Origin of the sequence: Pseudomonas sp. NBRC 111143 (genome assembly GCF_001320965.1) — a bacterium.
In the GTDB taxonomy this organism is placed as follows: domain Bacteria; phylum Pseudomonadota; class Gammaproteobacteria; order Pseudomonadales; family Pseudomonadaceae; genus Aquipseudomonas; species Aquipseudomonas machongensis.
The window spans coordinates 16,801-36,100 of record NZ_BCBT01000016.1; the positions used below are offsets into that span (position 1 = coordinate 16,801).

At 65.2% G+C, this 19,300-nt stretch carries 16 protein-coding genes; 14 read left to right on the plus strand and 2 right to left on the minus strand.

Annotated elements, in window-relative coordinates:
• From APH44_RS11250 to rocD, 6 genes are all read left to right on the plus strand, one after another.
• Positions 1-942, plus strand: a complete 942-nt coding sequence (locus tag APH44_RS11250) for an ABC transporter permease (protein ID WP_054892769.1) — start codon at positions 1-3, stop codon at positions 940-942.
• Complete coding sequence (locus tag APH44_RS11255; protein WP_081255193.1) at positions 939-1,829, plus strand: ABC transporter permease; 891 nt, start codon at positions 939-941, stop codon at positions 1,827-1,829. Before APH44_RS11250 ends, APH44_RS11255 begins: the two co-directional genes overlap by 4 nt.
• Positions 1,826-3,463 (plus strand): ABC transporter ATP-binding protein, encoded by a 1,638-nt coding sequence (locus tag APH44_RS11260; protein WP_054892770.1) that lies wholly within the window; start codon positions 1,826-1,828, stop codon positions 3,461-3,463. The genes APH44_RS11255 and APH44_RS11260 overlap by 4 nt, the downstream gene beginning before the upstream one ends.
• Before the next feature lie 119 nt (positions 3,464-3,582).
• On the plus strand, positions 3,583-4,830 hold the full coding sequence (locus APH44_RS11265; RefSeq protein ID WP_054892771.1) for an OprD family porin: 1,248 nt from the start codon (positions 3,583-3,585) through the stop codon (positions 4,828-4,830).
• Between the two features lie 73 nt (positions 4,831-4,903).
• Positions 4,904-6,022: a succinylglutamate desuccinylase/aspartoacylase family protein gene (locus APH44_RS11270; protein ID WP_054892772.1), complete on the plus strand. Its 1,119-nt coding sequence runs from the start codon at positions 4,904-4,906 to the stop codon at positions 6,020-6,022.
• Between the two features lie 12 nt (positions 6,023-6,034).
• A complete protein-coding gene (gene rocD / locus APH44_RS11275; protein ID WP_054892773.1) occupies positions 6,035-7,225 on the plus strand; it encodes an ornithine--oxo-acid transaminase in 1,191 nt (396 codons plus the stop codon).
• Between the two features lie 81 nt (positions 7,226-7,306).
• Here rocD and APH44_RS11280 read toward each other — a convergent pair whose 3' ends face one another.
• The gene (locus tag APH44_RS11280; RefSeq protein WP_054892774.1) at positions 7,307-8,008 is read right to left on the minus strand and encodes a response regulator; all 702 of its coding nucleotides are present in this window, start codon (positions 8,006-8,008) and stop codon (positions 7,307-7,309) included.
• Positions 7,983-11,360 (minus strand): ATP-binding protein, encoded by a 3,378-nt coding sequence (locus APH44_RS11285; protein ID WP_054892775.1) that lies wholly within the window; start codon positions 11,358-11,360, stop codon positions 7,983-7,985. Before APH44_RS11285 ends, APH44_RS11280 begins: the two co-directional genes overlap by 26 nt.
• Before the next feature lie 316 nt (positions 11,361-11,676).
• Between APH44_RS11285 and urtA the strand changes: the two genes are divergently transcribed.
• The 8 genes from urtA to APH44_RS11325 all read left to right on the plus strand — a co-directional run bounded on the left by urtA (position 11,677) and on the right by APH44_RS11325 (position 19,298).
• Positions 11,677-12,921 (plus strand): urea ABC transporter substrate-binding protein, encoded by a 1,245-nt coding sequence (gene urtA, locus APH44_RS11290; protein ID WP_054892776.1) that lies wholly within the window; start codon positions 11,677-11,679, stop codon positions 12,919-12,921.
• Positions 12,922-12,987: 66 nt separating this feature from the next.
• Positions 12,988-13,905 carry an urea ABC transporter permease subunit UrtB gene (gene urtB, locus APH44_RS11295; RefSeq protein ID WP_054892777.1) on the plus strand — a complete coding sequence of 306 codons (918 nt, stop codon included), beginning with the start codon at positions 12,988-12,990 and terminating at the stop codon, positions 13,903-13,905.
• 10 nt (positions 13,906-13,915) lie between these two features.
• On the plus strand, positions 13,916-15,103 hold the full coding sequence (gene urtC / locus APH44_RS11300) for an urea ABC transporter permease subunit UrtC (protein WP_054892778.1): 1,188 nt from the start codon (positions 13,916-13,918) through the stop codon (positions 15,101-15,103).
• Complete coding sequence (gene urtD, locus APH44_RS11305) at positions 15,100-15,858, plus strand: urea ABC transporter ATP-binding protein UrtD (RefSeq protein WP_054892779.1); 759 nt, start codon at positions 15,100-15,102, stop codon at positions 15,856-15,858. Before urtC ends, urtD begins: the two co-directional genes overlap by 4 nt.
• 10 nt (positions 15,859-15,868) lie before the next feature.
• Complete coding sequence (gene urtE, locus APH44_RS11310; protein ID WP_054892780.1) at positions 15,869-16,558, plus strand: urea ABC transporter ATP-binding subunit UrtE; 690 nt, start codon at positions 15,869-15,871, stop codon at positions 16,556-16,558.
• Between the two features lie 94 nt (positions 16,559-16,652).
• The gene (gene fmdA / locus APH44_RS11315; RefSeq protein ID WP_054892781.1) at positions 16,653-17,882 is read left to right on the plus strand and encodes a formamidase; all 1,230 of its coding nucleotides are present in this window, start codon (positions 16,653-16,655) and stop codon (positions 17,880-17,882) included.
• Between the two features lie 12 nt (positions 17,883-17,894).
• Complete coding sequence (locus APH44_RS11320; protein ID WP_054892782.1) at positions 17,895-18,239, plus strand: zinc ribbon domain-containing protein; 345 nt, start codon at positions 17,895-17,897, stop codon at positions 18,237-18,239.
• 15 nt (positions 18,240-18,254) lie between these two features.
• Positions 18,255-19,298: an aliphatic amidase gene (locus tag APH44_RS11325; RefSeq protein ID WP_054892783.1), complete on the plus strand. Its 1,044-nt coding sequence runs from the start codon at positions 18,255-18,257 to the stop codon at positions 19,296-19,298.
• Positions 19,299-19,300 lie beyond the last annotated feature (2 nt).

Below are 19,300 nucleotides of genomic sequence, written 5' to 3' on the forward strand. Positions count from 1 at the left end.
ATGTTTCGGTACATCCTTCAGCGGCTGGGCATGGCGATCCCGACCCTGCTGCTGATCGCGGTAGCGGTGTTCACCATCATTCGGCTGATTCCGGGCGACCCGGCCCTGCTGATGCTCGGTGACATGGCCGACGAACAGAGCCTGGCGAGCACTCGCCAGGCCCTGGGGCTCGACCAGCCGATGGCGGTGCAATTCGTGATCTGGTTCAAGGCCGTGCTCAGTGGCGACCTGGGCCATTCCATCACCACCCGCGAAGCAGTGCTGCCGATGATGCTCGAGCGCTTCGGCGTCAGCTCCAGCATCGTGCTGATCGCCGTGCTGCTCGCCAGCCTGATCGCGGTGCCCGCCGGCATGCTGGCGGCCTGGAAACAGAACGGTTCGCTCGACCTGTCGGTGGTGGCGGTGGCCACTCTGCTGCTGTCGATCCCGTCGTTCTGGCTGGGCCTGCTGCTGCTCTATGGTTTCGGCATCAAGCTGGGCTGGTTGCCGATCGTGGGCTACGTGAGCTTCGACCAGGACGCCTGGCAGTCGATGCGCTACATGATCCTGCCGGTGGCGACCCTGACCCTGGTGGAGATCGGTGCGATCACCCGCATGGCCCGGGCCAACGCCATCGAGGTGCTGCGCCTGGAATACATCACCCATGCCCGGGCCAAGGGCCTGTCGGAAAGCGCAGTGCTGTGGAAGCACGCCCTGCGCAACGCCTTCGCCCCGACCATGACCCTGATCGGGCTGATCCTAGGCAACTTGCTGGGCGGTATCGCGGTGCTGGAAACGGTGTTCACGTTGCCTGGCATCGGGCGCCTGATGGTCGATGCGATCTTCGGTCGCGACTATCCCGTGCTGCAGGGCTGCCTGTTGCTGGTCACCTTCATCTTCGTACTGGTCAACCTGCGGGTGGACCTGCTGTACCCACTGTTCGACCCAAGGGTGAAGCTATGAGCAAGCCTCAGACTCCGACCCTGTCCCCTGCGGACATGTCATCCACGCCGGCACCGCGCGCTCGTCGCCGTCGGCCGCTGCAACTGAACGCGCTGGTCGGCCTGACCCTGCTGGCGATCCTGACCCTGGTGGCCTTGCTCGGCCTGGTCTGGACGCCCCACGACCCGGTGCGCCTGGACCTGTTGACGCGCCTGCAGCCACCTTCGGCCGCGCACTGGCTGGGCACCGACGAATACGGCCGCGATGTGCTCAGCCGCCTGATGGTCGGCGCACACACCAGCCTGTGGGTGAGCCTGCTGACGGTGATCGTCGCGGTGACCTGCGGCACCATCCTCGGTTTGCTCGCCGGCTACCTGCGCGGCAACGTCGACCGGGTGCTGATGATGATCAACGACACCCTGCTGGCCTTCCCCGGGATTCTCATGGCGCTGGCGCTGATGGCGATCATCGGCCCGAGCCAGTACGGCATCATCCTGGCCCTGAGCATCGCCTACACGCCGTCGGTGGTGCGGGTGGTGCGCAGCAGCGTGCTGTCGTTGCGCGAGCGCGAGTTCGTCGAGGCCTCGCGGGTGATCGGCAACTCCGAGCTGTACACCATGTTGCGCCATGTCGCGCCCAATTGCGTGGCGCCGGTGTGTGTGATCGCCACCAGCATGTTCGGCTGGACCATCCTCGCCGAAAGCTCGCTGAGCTTCCTTGGCCTGGGCGTGCCGCCACCCGCTGCGACCTGGGGCAACATGCTTGCTGCCAGCCGTCCCTTCATTGCCTCCGCGGGCTGGCTGGGGCTGTTCCCCGGCATGTGCATTGCCCTTTCGCTGTTGGCCTTCAACCTTGCCGGCGACGCCCTGCGCGACCGCCTCGATCCGCGCATGAGGACGCTGCAATGAGCCAGATCCAACCCTTGCTGGCCGTCGAGGGCCTGAAGATCCGCGCCGGTGTCGATGGCCCGGTGGTGGTCGATGACCTGGCGTTCGACATCGCCCCGGGCCAGATCGTGGCGCTGGTGGGCGAGTCCGGCAGCGGCAAGACCATGGCCGCGCGCGCCGCCATCGGCCTGTTGCCGCCGCCGATGCGGGTATGCGGTGGCAGCATCCGCTTCCAGGACCAGGACCTGGGCAGCCTGAGCCCGCAAGCCCTGCGCGAGATTCGCGGGGCGAAGATCGGCATGGTGTTCCAGGAACCCATGGTGTCGCTCAACCCGGCACTGCGCATCGGCGAGCAGATGGCCGAAGGCATGCGCCTGCACACCGAGTTCGACGAGCAGACCATTCGCCAGAAATGCCTGCAGATGCTCGGCGACATCGGCATCCGCGACGCCGAGCGCTGCCTGCAGGCCTACCCTCACGAGTTTTCTGGCGGCATGCGTCAGCGCATCATGCTCGCCTCGGTGATGCTGCTGCGCCCGGCGCTGCTGATTGCCGACGAGCCGACCACCGCGCTCGACTGCCTGGCCCAGCTCGATGTGCTCAAGCTGATGCTCGAGCTGACCGCCAAGCAGGGCACCGCGGTGCTGTTCATCAGCCACGACCTGTCGCTGGTCGCACGCTATGCACACAAGGTGGTGGTGATGCGCAATGGCAAGGAGGTCGAGCAGGGCCCGATCGACCAGGTACTGCTCAACCCCCGTGCCGAGTACACCCGTCAGTTGCTCGAAGCGCTGCCCAGCCGTGGTGAGTTGCCGCCACTGCCGCAGGCCAACGCGCCGCTGTTGCAGATCGATGGCGTGCAGATCGCCTATCCCGGCCCGCGTCGGATGTGGCGCAAGAGCGAGGCGCGGCGCGTGGTGCATGGCGCCAACCTGCACATCGCGCCGGGCGAGACGCTGGCGCTGGTGGGCGGCAGTGGTTCGGGCAAGACTACCCTGGGTCGGGCCATCGTCGGGCTGGTCAAGCCCAGCGCTGGCGAGATCCGTTTCCAGGGCCACGACATTGCCCAGGCGGCCAATCGCAGCCATCGCCTGCAATGCCAGATGATCTTCCAGGACCCGTTCTCCTCGCTTAACCCGCGCATGAGCATTGGCCAGATTCTCGCCGAGCCGCTGCGCCACGTGCCGGACATGAGCCCGGCCCAGCGTCGCGCACGGGTGCTGGCGACGCTGAACGACATCAACCTGCCGGAGCGCCTGATCGACCGCTTGCCGCACGAGCTGTCCGGTGGCCAGCGCCAGCGTGTGGCAATCGGCCGGGCGCTGGTGCGCAGGCCCAGCCTGGTGGTGGCCGACGAGCCGATCTCGGCGTTGGACATGACCGTGCAGAAGCAGATCCTCGAGCTGTTCGAGCGCCTGCAGAAGCAGTACGGATTCGCCTGCCTGTTCATCTCCCACGATCTGGCAGCGGTGGAGCGCATCGCTCACCGGGTCGCGGTGATGTGCCAGGGCGATGTGGTGGAAATCGGGCCGCGCGACGAGATCTTCGATCGCCCTCAGCATGCCTATACCCGGCAATTGCTGGCAGCGTCGTGCCCGTTGGAGAAGCTCGAAGGTGGCGGTTTCAGGCTGCGCCAGACGCCTGCGAGGAGCTGATCCACAAACCTTGATTCACCTTCCTCGGATGGCGCCAACCCCCGGTTGAGCGCCCAGGGGGAAGTCATGCCTTCAAAACATCCAACAACGAAAAAAGCAAGAAGGTGGGGAGCACAGACATGAACCGAGATTTCAAGACAATCCTGATGGGCGCGAGCGTCGTCACGGTCCTTCCGGGGGCGGCCATGGCCGACTTCTTCAAGGACTCCAGCGCCAACCTGGATACCAAGAACTACTACTTCAACCGCGACTACCGCGAGGCCTCCAAGCAGTCCAAGCGTGACGAATGGGCGCAGGGTTTCACCTTCAACTTCATCTCCGGCTACACCCCAGGCACCGTCGGCTTCGGCCTGGATGTCACCGGCATGCTGGGCGTGAAGCTGGACTCCAGCCCCGACCGTTCCGGCACCGGCCTGCTGCCCAAGGGCAGTGACGGACGTGCCGCCGACGAGTACTCCAAGCTCGGCGTGGCCGGCAAGGTGCGCATCAGCAAGACCGAGCTGCGCGTCGGCGAGCAGGTGCCCAAGCTGCCGGTATTGCAGCCCAACACCAGCCGCCTGTTCCCGCAGACCTTCCAGGGCGCGACCGTCAGCTCCAAGGACATTTCCAACCTGACCTTGGGCCTGGGTCAGTTCGACCGCATGCGTGACCGCGAGTCGACCGACCGCGAAACCATGAGCATGACCGCCCAGAACGGCGCCTACAAAGCCGCCACCAGCAATCAGTTCCGCTACGCGGGCGGTGACTACAACCTGCTGCCAGACCTGCAGCTGAGCTACTACTACGGCGAGCTCGAGCGCCTCTACCAGCAGCACTTCTTCGGCCTCAAGCATGCCTTCAAGTTCGGCCCCGGCACCGTGCGCAGCGAGTTGCGCTACTGGGATGCCGACAAGGACGGCGCAGGCCTGGCCGGCAAGGTCGACAACCGCGCGCTGAGCACCCGCTTCAGCTACGAGTGGGCTGGCCACAACTTCGGCGTGGGCTACCAGAAGCAGTACGGCGACACCCCGTTCCCGTATGTCGATGGCGCCAACACCTACCTGTTCACCGAGTATCAATTGGTCAACTTCTCGCAGACCAACGAGCGTGCCTGGCATGCCCGCTACGAGTACGACTTCGCCGCCCTCGGCGTGCCGGGCCTGACCTTCGGCATGCGCTACGCCCAGGGCTGGGGGATCGAAACCACCAAGCTGGTCGGCGAGCAGGGCCGTGAGTGGGAGCGCGACCTGGATATCGGCTACGTGGTGCAGTCCGGCCTGGTCAAGGGCTTGTCCTTGCGCTGGCGCAACGCCCAGCTCAACTCCAGCTATGCCAACGACATCAACGAGAACCGCTTCATCGTGGGGTACACCTGGGCGCTCTGGTAGCGCCGGGTTTCCTGCGGGAGGTGGCTTGCCTTCTGCTTCATGAACGACGCCGCCCGCGGCCATGGAATTCTGTATGAAACGAATCGCACATCCACTGCTCACTGCCACCCACGGCACCCAACGCGAGATCGTCAGCGAGCACTTTGGGCCGGACGTCTACACCAGGAAGGTGTACATCCAGGCCTGCCTGCACGCCGACGAAACGCCGGCGATGCTGGTCGCCACCGACCTGCGCCAGCGCCTGTTGGCGCTGGAGGCGGCTGGCCGGCTGACGGCACAGATCGTCCTGGTGCCGGTGGCCAACCCGGCAGGGCTCGCCCAGTTCGTCATGGGCGCGCCGAGCGGACGTTTCGAACTGGCCAGCGGGCGCAACTACAACCGTGATTTTCCCTTCCCGCTCGAGGCGATCCTGCAGCGGGTGGAAGGGGAACTCACCGACGATGCCCAGCACAACCTCAAGGCTGTGCGCGCCGCCTGGCAGCAAAGCCTGGAGGCGATCGCCCCGCGCGATGAAATGGCGTCGTTGCAGCGTCGGCTGATGCTGCTGGCACACGATGCCGACCTGGTCCTGGACCTGCACTGCTCGCGTGAGGCGGTGATGCACCTGTACACCTCCGAATGGAGCTGGGAGCAGGTCGAGCCGCTGGCCCGCTACATTGGCGCGAAGGCTTCGCTGCTGTCGGTGGACTCCCAGGCGCTGTCGTTCGACGAGGCGCTGAGCCTGATCTGGTGGCGCCTGCGCGAGCGTCTGCAAGGCGCCTATCCGATCCCGCTGGGCAATGCCTGCGTGACCGTCGAGCACCGTGGCCAGCGCGACGTCGATAGCGCCCTGGCGCAACAGGATGCTGGCGCCATCATCGACTACCTGTGCCATGCCGGCTTCATCAGCGGCGAGCCGACAGCGCTGCCGGAACTTCGGTGGCCGGGCACCCCGCTGGCTGGTAGCGAGCAGTTCATCGCCCCGGTCGGTGGCGTGCTGGTGCACCGCGTTGCCCTGGGCGCCCAGGTGCAGCCGGGCGAACCGATGTTCGACCTGATCGACCCGCTCAGCGGCGAGGTGACCACGGTCCGCAGCGCCACCGCTGGCGTGTTGTACATGCGCCGCGACGTGCGCTTCGTGCGCCCTGGCGATCCGCTGGGACGCGTCACCGGCACCACCCCCATTCGCACCGGCAAGCTGCTCAGCGCCTGATCAGGAGTTTTCATGAACATCACCCGTATCATCGACCGTGAACAGCGCTTCGGCGCCAACAATTACTCGCCGCTGCCGGTGGCCATCAGCCGTGCCCAGGGTGTCTGGGTCGAGGACTGCGACGGCAAGCGCTATCTGGACATGATGTCGGCCTACTCGGCGGTCAGCCATGGCCACGCCCACCCGCGCATCGTCGCTGCCGCCATCGCGCAGTTGCAGAAGGTCAGCGTGGTATCGCGAGCCTTCCACTCCGAAACCCTCGGTCACTTCCTCGAAGCCCTGTGCGAGATCGCAGGCTTCGAGGCCGCCTTGCCGATGAACAGCGGTGCCGAGGCGGTGGAGACCGCGATCAAGGCCGCGCGTCGCTGGGGCTATCGGGTCAAGGGCATCGCCCGTGACAAGGCGCGTATCGTCACTGCCACCGACAACTTCCATGGTCGCACCACTACCATCGTCGGGTTCTCCACCGAGCCGCAGTACAGGGATGGCTTCGGCCCGTTCAGCGACGGTTTCGACACGGCGACCTTCGGCGATATCGATAGCTTCCGTGCAGCCATCGGTCCGGATACCTGCGCCGTGCTGATCGAGCCGATCCAGGGCGAGGCCGGCATTCGCGTGCCGCCACAAGGGTTCCTGCGTCAGTTGCGCGAGCTGTGCGACGCCACCAACACCCTGCTGATTCTTGACGAGATCCAGTCCGGCCTTGGGCGTACCGGCAAGACCTTCGCCTTCGAGCACGAGGGCATTCGCCCGGATGGCCTGATCGTCGGCAAGGCGCTGGGCGGCGGGATCCTGCCGGTCTCGGCGTTCATCGCCGACCATGCGCTGATGGACCTGTTCGATGCTGGCAGCCATGGTTCGACCTTCGGCGGCAATCCGCTGGCGGCAGCGGTAGGCCTGGAGGCGCTGCGCGTGCTGGAAGACGAGCAACTGGCGCACAACAGTGCCGAGCTTGGCGCCTACCTGCAACAGCGCTTGCGTGAGATGGCCGTGCCGTTCGTGCGTGATATCCGTGGCCGTGGGCTGTGGGTCGGGATCGAGCTGGATCGCCCTGCGCGGCCATACTGCGAGGCACTGATGGCGCTGGGCGTGCTGGCCAAGGAAACCCACGAGACCGTGCTGCGCATCGCGCCGCCGCTGTGCATCAGCCGCGAGGAGCTGGACTGGGGGCTGGAGCGCATCCAGCAGGTGCTGCTGGGCTGAGGTACCGACCCTGTCGCGGGGGCCTCCGTCCTTTGTGGGAGCGACGGTTCGGCGCCCCGACTTGTCCGCAACGAGGCCCGCTCAGGCAGGCACATTGTCCAGGGTGCTGCCATCGCGGCTCAGCGCCGCCAGCACCACCGCGGTGGCAGCGGTACGGGTTTCCACCCCCAGCTTGATGTACACATGCTCCAGGTGCTTGTTCACGGTGCGTGGGCTCAGGTCGAGGATGGTACCGATGTCGCGGTTGGTCTTGCCGCAGGCCACCCAGCGCAGCACCTCGACTTCGCGTCCGGTCAACTGGAAACGCGCCGACAGCAACCGGCTGGCCGGCGCATCGTCCAGGCTCAGGGTCGCAGGCTGCGAGGCTGCGCGTGCCGACAGCAACGAGCGAGAGGTGCGCAGATGGGCGGCAACGCGGGCCAATACTTCGTCGATGCGGATCGGCTTGGTCACGTAGTCGCTGCCACCGACTTCGAAGCCTTGCACCACATGTGCGCTTTCGGTGAGGGCGGTCATGAACAGCACCGGGATGTCGCTGCTGGCGGGCTGCGCCTTGATGCGCCGGCAGGTCTCGAAACCGTCCAGGCCCGGCATCATCGCATCGAGCAGGATCAGGTCCGGGCGTCGGCGTTCGATGCGGTTCAGTGCGCTCAGGCCATCGAGGGCGACCAGCACCATGTGTCCGGCGTCGTTGAGGGCGTCGGACAACAGCGCGAGGTTGTCCGGGGTGTCGTCTACGATCAGCACGACGCCAGGTTCAGGGGCGGTGGTCAGCGCATTCATCTTCGGCCTCCTTGAGGGTGCGGGTGAGTTCGTCCAGGCGAAATTGCCGCAGCAGCGGGCGTAGCGTGTCGAGGAAGGCTGCCGTCTCGGGCGCCTCGGCCTGGATTGCATCGAGCCGGGCCTTGATGCCATGCACATGGCCGATGGCGCTGAGCTCGCCCAGGGCCACCAGTTCGGCGTAGGCCGGCAACACGCGATGCGTGCAGGCGCCTGTGGCCTGGCGGCGGCGCCACTGCAGGCCGAGCTGGCGCTGGATGCGCTCGAGCAGGTCGGGGGTGCGCACAGGCTTTGCCAGGTAGTCGTTGCAGGTGCTGGCCAGGGCGCGCTCGTCGTTGAGGGCGTTGGCCGAGATGACGATGATCGGAGCCTTGGACAAGGCGTTGCGACGGATCAGCCGACTGGTGTCCCAGCCATCCATGCCGGGCATCGACAGGTCCATGAGGATCAGGTCCGGGCCGAGCAGGGCGACCTGGCGGATCGCTTCATGGCCATTACTGGCCTGCACCACCTCGAACCCCAGCGGCGTGAGCATGCCGCTGAGCACCTTGCGGTGGTCGACGTGGTCGTCCACCACCAGCACGCGCTGCGGGGGGCCGTCGTAGCCGATGATGTCGTGGGCCACGTGCACCACCGCCTGCGGTGCGCGCACCTGGGGCAGATAGAGGCGCACCTGGAAGCAGGTGTCTTTGTCCCGCTCGCTGCGCACCTGCAGTTCGCCGCCCATCAGCGAGGTGAGCATGCGGGTGATGGTCAGGCCCAGGCCAACCCCCTTGTCCTGGCGCATCAGGTCGCCGCGCTCGAATGGCTGGAAGAGTCGCTCGAGCTGGCCAGGGTCGATGCCGATGCCGGTGTCGATGATTTCGAAGGTCGCAGTTTCGCGCAGGTAGCCCACACGCAGACGCACTTCACCGCTGTCGGTGAAGTTGACCGCATTGCCGAGCAGGTTGATGAGGATCTGCCGCACTCGTTTCTCGTCGCCGCGTACCACCGCCGGTAGCGCACCGAGCGGCTCCAGGTGAAAGCGCAGGCCTTTGTCGCGTGCTTGCGGGGTGAACATCAGCTCCAGGTCGTGGAGTAGTTCGGGGAAGGGGATCTCGGTCTGCTCCAGGCGCAGCTTGCCGGCCTCGATCTTGGCCACGTCGAGCAGGCCGTCGATCAGCGACAACAGGTGCGAGCCGCTGCGCAGGATGGTCGCCAGAGCATCCTGGTGCTGGGCCGGCATGGCCGCGTCACGCTGCAGGACCTGGGTGAAACCGAGGATGCTGTTGAGCGGCGTGCGCAGCTCGTGGGACAACCCGGTGATGTAGCGGCTCTTGGCCGCATTGGCGGCCTCGGAGGCTTCCTTGGCGTCCTGCAGGGCCTGGTCGGTGACCCGGTGCGCGGCGATCTCCTGCATCAGCAATTGGGTCTGGCGGTTCGACTCTTCCTGGGCCACGTGGCGGCTCTCGCGGGTCAGCACGGTCCACCAGGCGAGGATCGCCGCCAGCACCGACAGCACCAGAAAGGCCTTGAAGAACGCTTGTTGCAGGGTGGCCTGGGCCGAGACGGGCAGGGCCTGCGAGGCCTGGCCGTAGATCAGTGCCAGGGCGCCGCTGAGCAGCAGGATCAACACCAGCAGCAGGCCGAGATAGTGCATCAGGCGCGTGTGCAGGCGCGGCAGTTCGGTGTTGGGCAGCAGCCAGCGCAGCAGGCTCTCGAACTGTGCCGACAGCCGTGCCTGTGGAGGTTTGCAGCGGTCGCCACAACGGGCGTCCAGCGAACAGCACAACGAGCAGATCGGCGTAGCGTAGGCTGGGCAGAACGCCAGGTCGGCGCTTTCGAACGGGTTGCTGCACAGGCCGCAGGTGACCTGGGTGAGCGGTGTCAGAGGCTGCAACTGCAGCGGGTCGCTGCTGCGGGCGATGTAGTAGCGGCTGCGCGTGAGCACCGCCAGCACGGGGGTCGCCAGCAGCGCCGTGGCCAGGGCGATGAGCGGCGGTGCGGCCTGGGCCAGGGCGCCGAACAGGCCGACGTGGGCGAGCATGGACAGCAGTGAGGCAATCAGCATCGAACCGACGCCCACCGGGTTGATGTCGTACAGGTGCGCGCGTTTGAACTCGATGTGTTTCGGTGACAGCCCCAGGGGTTTGTTGATCACCAGGTCGGCGACCACCGAGCCGATCCAGGCCGTGGCGATATTGGCGTAGAGCCCGAGTACCTGCTCGATGGCATCGAACACGCCCAGTTCCATCAGCATCAGGGCGATCGCCACGTTGAACACCAGCCATACCACGCGCCCAGGGTGGCTGTGGGTGACCCGGGCGAAGAAGTTCGACCAGGCCAGGGAGCCGGCGTAGGCGTTGGTCAGGTTGATCTTCATCTGCGAGACGAACACGAACAGCACCATCGCCCCCAGTGCCCACTCCGGTGAGGCGAACACGTAATGAAAGGCCACCAGGTACATCTGCGTGGGTTCGGCGGCGTGTTCGATGGGGATTTCGTGCTGCAGGGCAAGAAACGCCAGGAAGGCGCCGCCGGCCATCTTCAGGGCGCCGGGGACGATCCAGCCGGGGCCGGCACACAGCAGTGCGGCCCACCAGCGCTTGCGGTTGGCCGCGGTCTTCTCGGGGAGAAAGCGCAGGTAGTCGACCTGCTCGCCGATCTGCGTCACCAGCGACAGCGCCACGGTACAGGCGGCGCAGAACGCCAGCAGATTGAAATCGCCGCCGCTGGCGCTACGGCCCTGGAAGCTGGTCCAGTCGCTGAAGGCCTGGGGGTTCTTCAGCAGCACGAACAGGTAGGGCAGCACCAGCAGCACCAACCACAGGGGTTGGGTCCACAGTTGCAGGCGGCTGATCAGGGTCACGCCATAGGCGACCAGCGGAATCACCAGCAGCGAGCAGATGACATAGGCGAAGGCCAGCGGGATGTGGAAGTACATCTCCAGGGCCAGGGCCATGATCGCCGCTTCCAGGGCGAAGAACAGGAAGGTGAAGCTGGCATAGATCAGCGAGGTGATGGTCGAGCCGATGTAACCGAAGCCGGCGCCCCGGGTCAGAAGGTCCATGTCCACACCGTAGCGGGCGGCGTAGTAGCTGATGGGCAGGCCGGTGAAGAAGATCACCAGGCTCGCCGCCAGGATCGCCCAGAAGGTGTTGGTGAAGCCATAGCTCAGCGCCAGTACCCCGCCGATCGCTTCCAGGGCCAGGAACGACACCGCGCCCAGGGCGGTGTTGGCGATGCGGGTTTCCGACCATTTGCGAAACGACTTGGGGGTGTAGCGCAGGGCGTAGTCCTCCATGGTCTCGTCGGCGACCCAGCGGTTGTAGTCGCGGCGGATCTTGGCGATGCGCTGGGTACCGGGGGCTGGCACGGTGAGGTGGCTCCTGCGGTGGTGGCGGTCCGTGCCTGGCGGGTGTGGTTGGGAATCGAGCAAGTTTCATGCCCTGGGATTGTCGGAGCCGCTACCACAGGGCGCGCGCTGATCGTTCAATACCCTGGTGGCCTGTTCGCGGGTAAACCCGCGAAGAGGCCGGCATTGACCCACAAAGACAGTCGCCCCGGCATCCTGCCCCATGCTGGTGCAATTCACCCTACGTCAAATGACGTACGCCGCTACGTCAGGCTGCGTATACCTGTCGCTGTCGTGCAGCTCCATGCTGGTGCCACCACCGCATAGGAGTAGCAGCATGGAACCACGATTGATCCGCACCAAAGGTCTGTTGCCGCGCCGCCTGGCGCTGGGCGCCGCCGCGCTGTCGTTGCTGGCGGCGAGCGTGTTCAGCCAGGGCGCACTGGCCGACGAGGCCAATAGCACCGGCCTGGCCGTCACTGCCACCGAAGTCACGGTCGGCCAGTTGCATTCGGCCACCGGCACCATGGCGATTTCCGAAACCGGTTCGATCCAGGCCGAGCGCCTGGCCATCGAGCAGATCAACGCCGCAGGCGGCGTGCTGGGTCGGCAGATCAAGGTGGTTCAGGAAGACGGCGCCTCCGATTGGCCGACCTTCGCCGAAAAAGCCAAGAAGCTGCTGGTCAACGACAAGGTCGCCACGGTGTTTGGCTGCTGGACCTCGGCCTCGCGCAAGGCCGTGCTGCCGATCTTCGAGAAAGAGAACGGCTTGCTGTACTACCCGACCTTCTACGAAGGCCTGGAACAGTCCAAGAACGTCATCTACACCGGCCAGGAGGCGACCCAGCAGATCCTCGCCAGCCTCGACTGGATCGCCAAGACCAAGGGCGCCAAGACCTTCTACCTGGTCGGTTCGGACTACATCTGGCCACGCACCTCGATGAAGATCGCGCGCAAGCACATCGAGAACGTGCTGCACGGCACGGTGGTCGGCGAGGACTACTACCCACTGGGCAACACCCAGTTCGGCTCGCTGATCAACAAGGTCAAGCTGAAGAAGCCCGACGTGGTGTTCGCCGCCGTGGTCGGTGGCTCCAACGTGGCCTTCTACAAGCAACTCAACGCCGCCGGCGTGAACGCGGCCAAGCAGACCCTGCTGACCCTGTCGGTGACCGAGGACGAACTGCTGGGGATCGGCGGCGAGAACATGGCCGGTTTCTACGCCTCGATGAAGTACTTCCAGAGCCTCGACAACCCCAACAACAAAGCCTTCGTCGAGGCCTTCAAGGCCAAGTACGGCAAGGACGCGGTGATCGGCGACGTGACCCAGGCCGCCTACCTCGGCCCATGGCTGTGGAAGGCCGCGGTGGAGAAGGCCGGCAGCTTCGACGTCGACAAGGTGGTCGCCGCCTCGCCAGGCATCGAGCTCACCACTGCACCGGAAGGCTACGTGAAGGTGCACGAGAACCATCACCTGTGGAGCAAGACGCGCATCGGCGAAGTGCAGCCCAACGGCCAGTTCAAGGTGGTCTACGAGTCCGACCTGATCGAGCCGAACCCCTTCCCCAAGGGCTACCAGTAATCCCTCGGCCCTCGCCCTGGCATGCCGGGGCGCGGCGCTCCCATCCCACAGCAGGAGACCATCATCATGGAATGGCTATCGGAATTTGGTGCCATCGCGGCGATGCAGGGGTTCAACGGCCTGTCCGTGTTCTGCGTGCTGCTGTTGATGGCACTGGGGCTGGCGATCATCTTTGGCCAGATGGGGGTCATCAACATGGCCCACGGCGAGTTCCTGACCATCGGCGCCTACACCACCTACGTCTGCTCCAGCCTGACCAGCCACTTCGCCCCGGGCTTCCAGCCGTACTACTTTTTCTTCGCCATCGCCCTGTCGTTCCTGGTCGCCGGTGCCATCGGCTGGCTGGTGGAGTGGGCGATGATCAGCCGCTTGTACAAGCGCCCGCTCGATACGCTGCTGGCGACCTGGGGCCTGTCGCTGGTCATGCAGCAGACCTTCCGTTCGGTGTTCGGCGCCCGTGAGGTCAGTGCGACGCCGCCGGATTGGCTGATGGGCTCGTTCAACCTCACCGACGCCATCGAGATTCCGCGCAACGGCCTGTTCATGATCGCCCTGACCGTGTTGCTGACGGCGGCCATCTTCGTGCTGCTGTATCGCTCACGCTGGGGCCTGCATGTGCGCGCCACGGTGCAGAACCGCCTGATGAGCCGGGCGGTGGGCATCAACACGCGCAAGGTCGACCGCATGACGTTCGCCCTGGGTTGCGGCGTGGCCGGGGTGGCCGGCGCGGCCTTCACCACCATTGGCTCCACTGGCCCCACCTCGGGCGCGCAGTACATCGTCGACACCTTCCTGGTGGTGGTCTTCGGCGGCGCGCAGAGCCTGTTCGGGACCATGGCCTCGGCCTTCGTCATCGCCCAGACCCAATCGATCTCGGAGTTCTTCCTCAGCGGCTCGATGGCCAAGGTGCTGACCCTCTCCGGGGTGATCCTGATCCTGATGCTGCGCCCGCAAGGGTTGTTCTCCATCAAAGTGCGCAAGTAGAGGCGAGCCGATGAACGTTCTGGACAAGATGCTGGCAGGCAAGCCCAACCTGCTGGGCGTGGCGCTGCTGGCGCTGCTGATTTTCGTGGTGTTCCCGCTGACCCTGGACGCCTTCCGCCTGAACATGGTGGGCAAGTACCTGACCTATGCCTTCGTTGCCGTGGGCCTGGTGTTGTGCTGGGGCTACGGCGGCATCCTCAGCCTGGGGCAGGGGGTGTTCTTCGGCGTGGGCGGGTACTGCATGGCGATGTTTCTCAAGCTTGAAGCCTCCGACCCGGTCAGCACCAAGATCCAGACCACGCCGGGCATCCCCGACTTCATGGACTGGAACCAGCTCACCGAGCTGCCGCTGTTCTGGGTGCCGTTCAACAGCTTCGGTTTCACCCTGCTGGCGGTGATCCTGGTGCCGGTGCTGCTGGCCTTCGTGATTGGCATGGCGCTGTTCAAGCGGCGGGTGGGCGACGTGTACTTCTCCATCGTCACCCAGGCCATCGCGCTGATCGTCACCGTGCTGATCATCGGCCAGCAGGGCCTGACCGGTGGCGTCAACGGCATCACCGACCTCAAGACCCTGATGGGCTGGGACCTGCGTACCGACAGCGCCAAGCTGATCCTGTACTTCATCAACGCCGCGCTGCTGTTCGGCTGCATCTTCATTGGCCGCTTCGTGCTGAGGTCCAAGCTGGGCCGGCTGTTGATGGCGATGCGCGACAAGGAGGAGCGGGTCCGGTTCTCCGGTTACGACGTGGCGACCTTCAAGATCTTCGTGTTCTGCATCGCTGCGGCGTTCTCGGCCATTGGCGGGGCGATGTTCGCCCTGCAGGTCGGCTTCATGTCGCCCTCGTTCGTCGGCATCGTGCCTTCTATCGAGATGGTCATCTTCACCGCTGTCGGCGGGCGCATGTCACTGCTGGGCGCGGTGTATGGCGCGCTGCTGGTGAACTACGGCAAGACCTACTTTTCCGAGTCGCTCCCCGAGCTGTGGTTGTACCTGATGGGCGGGCTGTTCATCGCCGTGGTCATGTACTTCCCCAACGGCCTGGCCGGGCTGTGGGACAGCAACGGGCGCCAGGCCCTGGCACGTTGGCTGCGACGTACACCACGACCGGCACCTGTACCCGAGGCCGTGGCGCCGGCGAGCCGTCCTGGCACACCGAGCGTTGCACCTGAACCTGCTTCCATGGAGACCCAGCCATGAGCCCCATCGGTTTCGAGATGAAGAAACCGGTCCTGGCCATCGAGGGCCTGACCGTATCCTTCGACGGCTTCAAGGCCGTGGACAACCTCAACCTGTACATCGACCGCAACGAGGTGCGCGTGGTGATCGGCCCCAACGGAGCCGGCAAGACCACGGTCCTCGACCTGATCTGCGGCAAGACCCGCGCCACCAGCGGCAGCATCCTGTTCGACGGCAAGGAGCTGACCCGCATGCGCGAGTTCAACATCGTGCGCGCCGGGGTCGGGCGCAAGTTCCAGAACCCGTCGATCTACGAAAACCTCACGGTGTTCGAGAACCTCGAGATGTCGTATCCGGCCGGGCGCAAGGTGTTCGGCGCGCTGTTCTTCAAGCGCAGTGCGGCGGTCGTGGCGCGGGTCGAGGAGGTGGCGCGGGAGATCTTTCTCGGTGACCTGCTCGAGCAGCAGGCCGACCTGCTGTCCCACGGCCAGAAGCAATGGCTGGAGATCGGCATGCTGCTGATGCAGGACCCGGACCTGCTGATGCTCGACGAGCCGGTCGCCGGTATGAGCGTAGGTGAGCGGGTACAGACCGCCGAGCTGCTCAAGCGCATCAGCCAGGGCCGGTCGGTGCTGGTCATCGAGCACGACATGGAGTTCGTCAAGAGCATCGCGCACAAGGTCACCGTGCTGCACCAGGGCAAGGTCCTGGCCGAAGGCAGCATGGAGGCGGTGCAGAACAACCCGAAGGTCGTCGAAGTCTATCTGGGCCACTGAGGAAGCCGGCATGTTCAACGTCAAGCAACTGTCCTGTGGCTACGGCCAGAGCCAGATCCTCCACGACCTCGACCTGGCGGTGGCCAGGCGCGAAATCGTCGCCGTGATGGGGCGTAACGGCATGGGCAAGACTACGCTGTTCAAGAGCCTGATGGGGCTGCTGCCACAGTGGCGCGGCCAGGTCAGCGTCGATGGCCGGGAAGTCTCCGGCCTGGACACCCATGAACGGGTCGAGCACGGCATTGCCTACGTGCCCCAGGGACGGATGATCTTCCCCAGCATGACCGTGCTGGAAAACATCCAGACCGGTCTGCCTGCCTCGGCCAAGGGCCAGGTGCCCGAGGACCTCTATGCACTGTTTCCGGTGCTTCATGACATGCGCGCACGCAAGGGCGGCAACCTCTCCGGCGGACAACAGCAGCAGTTGGCGATTGCCCGTGCCCTGGCGACCAACCCCAAGGTGCTGCTGCTCGATGAACCGACCGAGGGCATCCAGCCGTCGATCATCAAGGACATCGCCCGCGCCCTGAAAGAGATCCGCGACCTGCGCGACCTGACCATCGTGGTCTCCGAGCAGGTGCTGTCGTTCACCCTCGAGATTGCCGACCGCTTTTTGGTGATCGAGAAGGGCCGCTTCGTGATCGAGGAGACCCGCGCCAACGTCGACGAAGCCACCATCAGCCGTTACCTCTCGGTGTAGCGGGCCTGCTACGTCATCCGACGTATTGGCCGATCCGCACCTGCGTTCAAGACTGTCAGCAATGCACTAAACCTTACTGTCCAGGAGCTTTGCCATGACCGATACCCTGATCAAAGTCGACCTCAACCAGCCCGCCACCGAAAACGAGCAGATCCACAACCGCTGGCACCCGGACATCCCCATGGCTTGCTGGGTCAAGCCGGGCGATGACTTCATCCTCGAGACCTACGACTGGACCGCCGGGGCGATCAAGAACAACGACGATGCCTCGGATGTGCGCGATGTCGACCTGTCGACCGTGCATTACCTGTCCGGCCCGGTGGGCGTGCAGGGCGCCGAGCCGGGTGACCTGCTGGTCGTCGACCTGCTCGACATCGGCGCCAAGGCCGACTCGATGTGGGGCTTCAACGGCTTCTTCTCGCGGCAGAACGGCGGCGGTTTCCTCACCGATCACTTCCCCAGCGCACAGAAGGCGATCTGGGATTTCAAGGGTATGTTCACCAGCTCCCGGCACATCCCTGGGGTGAATTTCGCCGGCCTGATCCACCCCGGGCTGATCGGTTGCCTGCCAGACCCGGTGATGCTCGCCGCCTGGAACCGCCGCGAGCAGGAACTGATCGACACCAACCCCACCCGCGTACCGCCGCTGGCCAACCCGCCGCTGGCCGCCACCGCGCACATGGGCAAGCTCAAGGGCCAGGCCCGTGACGATGCCGCCGCCACCGGCGCGCGCACCGTGCCGCCGCGCGAGCATGGCGGCAACTGCGATATCAAGGACCTGTCGCGGGGCTCGAAGATTTTCTTCCCGGTGTACGTCAAGGGTGCCGGGCTGTCGGTGGGCGACCTGCACTTCAGCCAGGGCGATGGCGAGATTACCTTCTGCGGCGCCATCGAGATGGCCGGCTGGGTGCACATGAAAGTCGAGCTGATCAAGGGCGGCATGGCCAAGTACGGCATCAGGAACCCGGTATTCAAGCCCAGCCCGATTACCCCGAACTACAAGAACTACCTGATCTTCGAGGGCATCTCGGTGGATGAAAGCGGCCAGCAGCACTACCTGGACGTCAACGTCGCCTATCGCCAGGCTTGCCTGAACGCCATCAATTACCTGACCAAGTTCGGCTATTCCCCGGCCCAGGGCTACGCCTTGCTGGGCTCGGCGCCGGTGCAGGGGCACATCAGCGGCGTGGTGGACATCCCCAACGCCTGCGCCACCCTGTGGCTGCCGACCGAGATCTTCGATTTCGACATCAATCCCAGCGCCAGCGGCCCGACCAGTCACCTGGACGGCAGCGTCGATCTGCCGATCGCCCCGGACCTGTAAGGAGGCGCCGCCATGCCGACCTACGAATATGCCTGCCCCGAGTGCGGCACCTTCAGCATGCTGCGACCGATCGCCCAGCGCCACGAGCCGTGCCAGTGCCCGTATTGCGGCACGGCCGCCGGCGGATTGCAGGTATCGGCGCCGGCACTGGCCACCCTGTCCGCCAGCCAGCGCCAGGCCATCGCCACCAACGAACGCAGCGCCCATGCGCCGCAGACCGTCGCCGAGTACCAGCAGCGGCGCCATCCGGCCGGCTGTGGTTGTTGTTCGCCAAGCAAGGCGGTGGAGCCGACCAAGGCCAACCCACTCGGCCTCAAGAGCAAGACCGGGCCGCGGCCCTGGATGATCAGCCACTGAACGAGGTTCGTTTTCATGCGCCACGGCGATATTTCCAGCAGCCCCGACACCGTCGGCGTTGCTGTCGTGAACTACAAGATGCCGCGCCTGCACAGCAAGGCCGAAGTCATCGATAACGCCCGCAAGATCGGCGAAATGATCAAGGGCATGAAGCAGGGGTTGCCAGGCATGGACCTGGTGGTCTTCCCCGAGTACAGCACCATGGGCATCCTCTACGACCACGACGAGATGATGGCCACTGCCGCGAGCATACCGGGCGAGGAAACTGCGATCTTCTCGGCGGCCTGCCGCGAGGCCAACACCTGGGGGGTGTTTTCCCTGACCGGCGAGCGTCACGAGGAACACCCGCACAAGGCGCCGTACAACACCCTGGTGCTGATCGACAACCAGGGGCAGATCGTCCAGCGCTATCGCAAGTGCATCCCCTGGTGCCCCATCGAGGGCTGGTACCCGGGCGATCGCACCTATGTCTGCGACGGCCCCAAGGGCATGAAGATCAGCCTGATCATCTGCGACGACGGCAACTATCCGGAGATCTGGCGCGATTGCGCGATGAAGGGTGCCGAACTGATCGTGCGCTGCCAGGGCTACATGTACCCGGCCAAGGAGCAGCAGGTGCAGATGTCCAAGAGCATGGCCTGGGCCAACAACTGCTACGTTGCGGTGGCCAACGCCGCGGGGTTCGATGGCGTGTACTCGTACTTTGGCCATTCGGCGATCATCGGCTTCGATGGCCGTACCCTGGGGGAGTGTGGTGAAGAGGAGATGGGTATCCAGTACGCCCAGTTGTCGATCTCGCAGATCCGCGATGCACGTGCCAACGACCAGTCGCAGAACCACCTGTTCAAGTTGCTGCACCGCGGCTACACCGGGGTGTTCGACTCTGGCGACGGTGACAAGGGCGTGGCCGACTGTCCCTTCGAGTTCTACCGCACCTGGGTACTGGATGCGCAGAAAGCCCAGGAGAATGTCGAGCGCATCACCCGGCGTACGGTCGGCGTAGCCGATTGCCCGGTGGGGCAGTTGCCCCACGAAGGCCAAGAACGCAGCGTGGGTTGAGG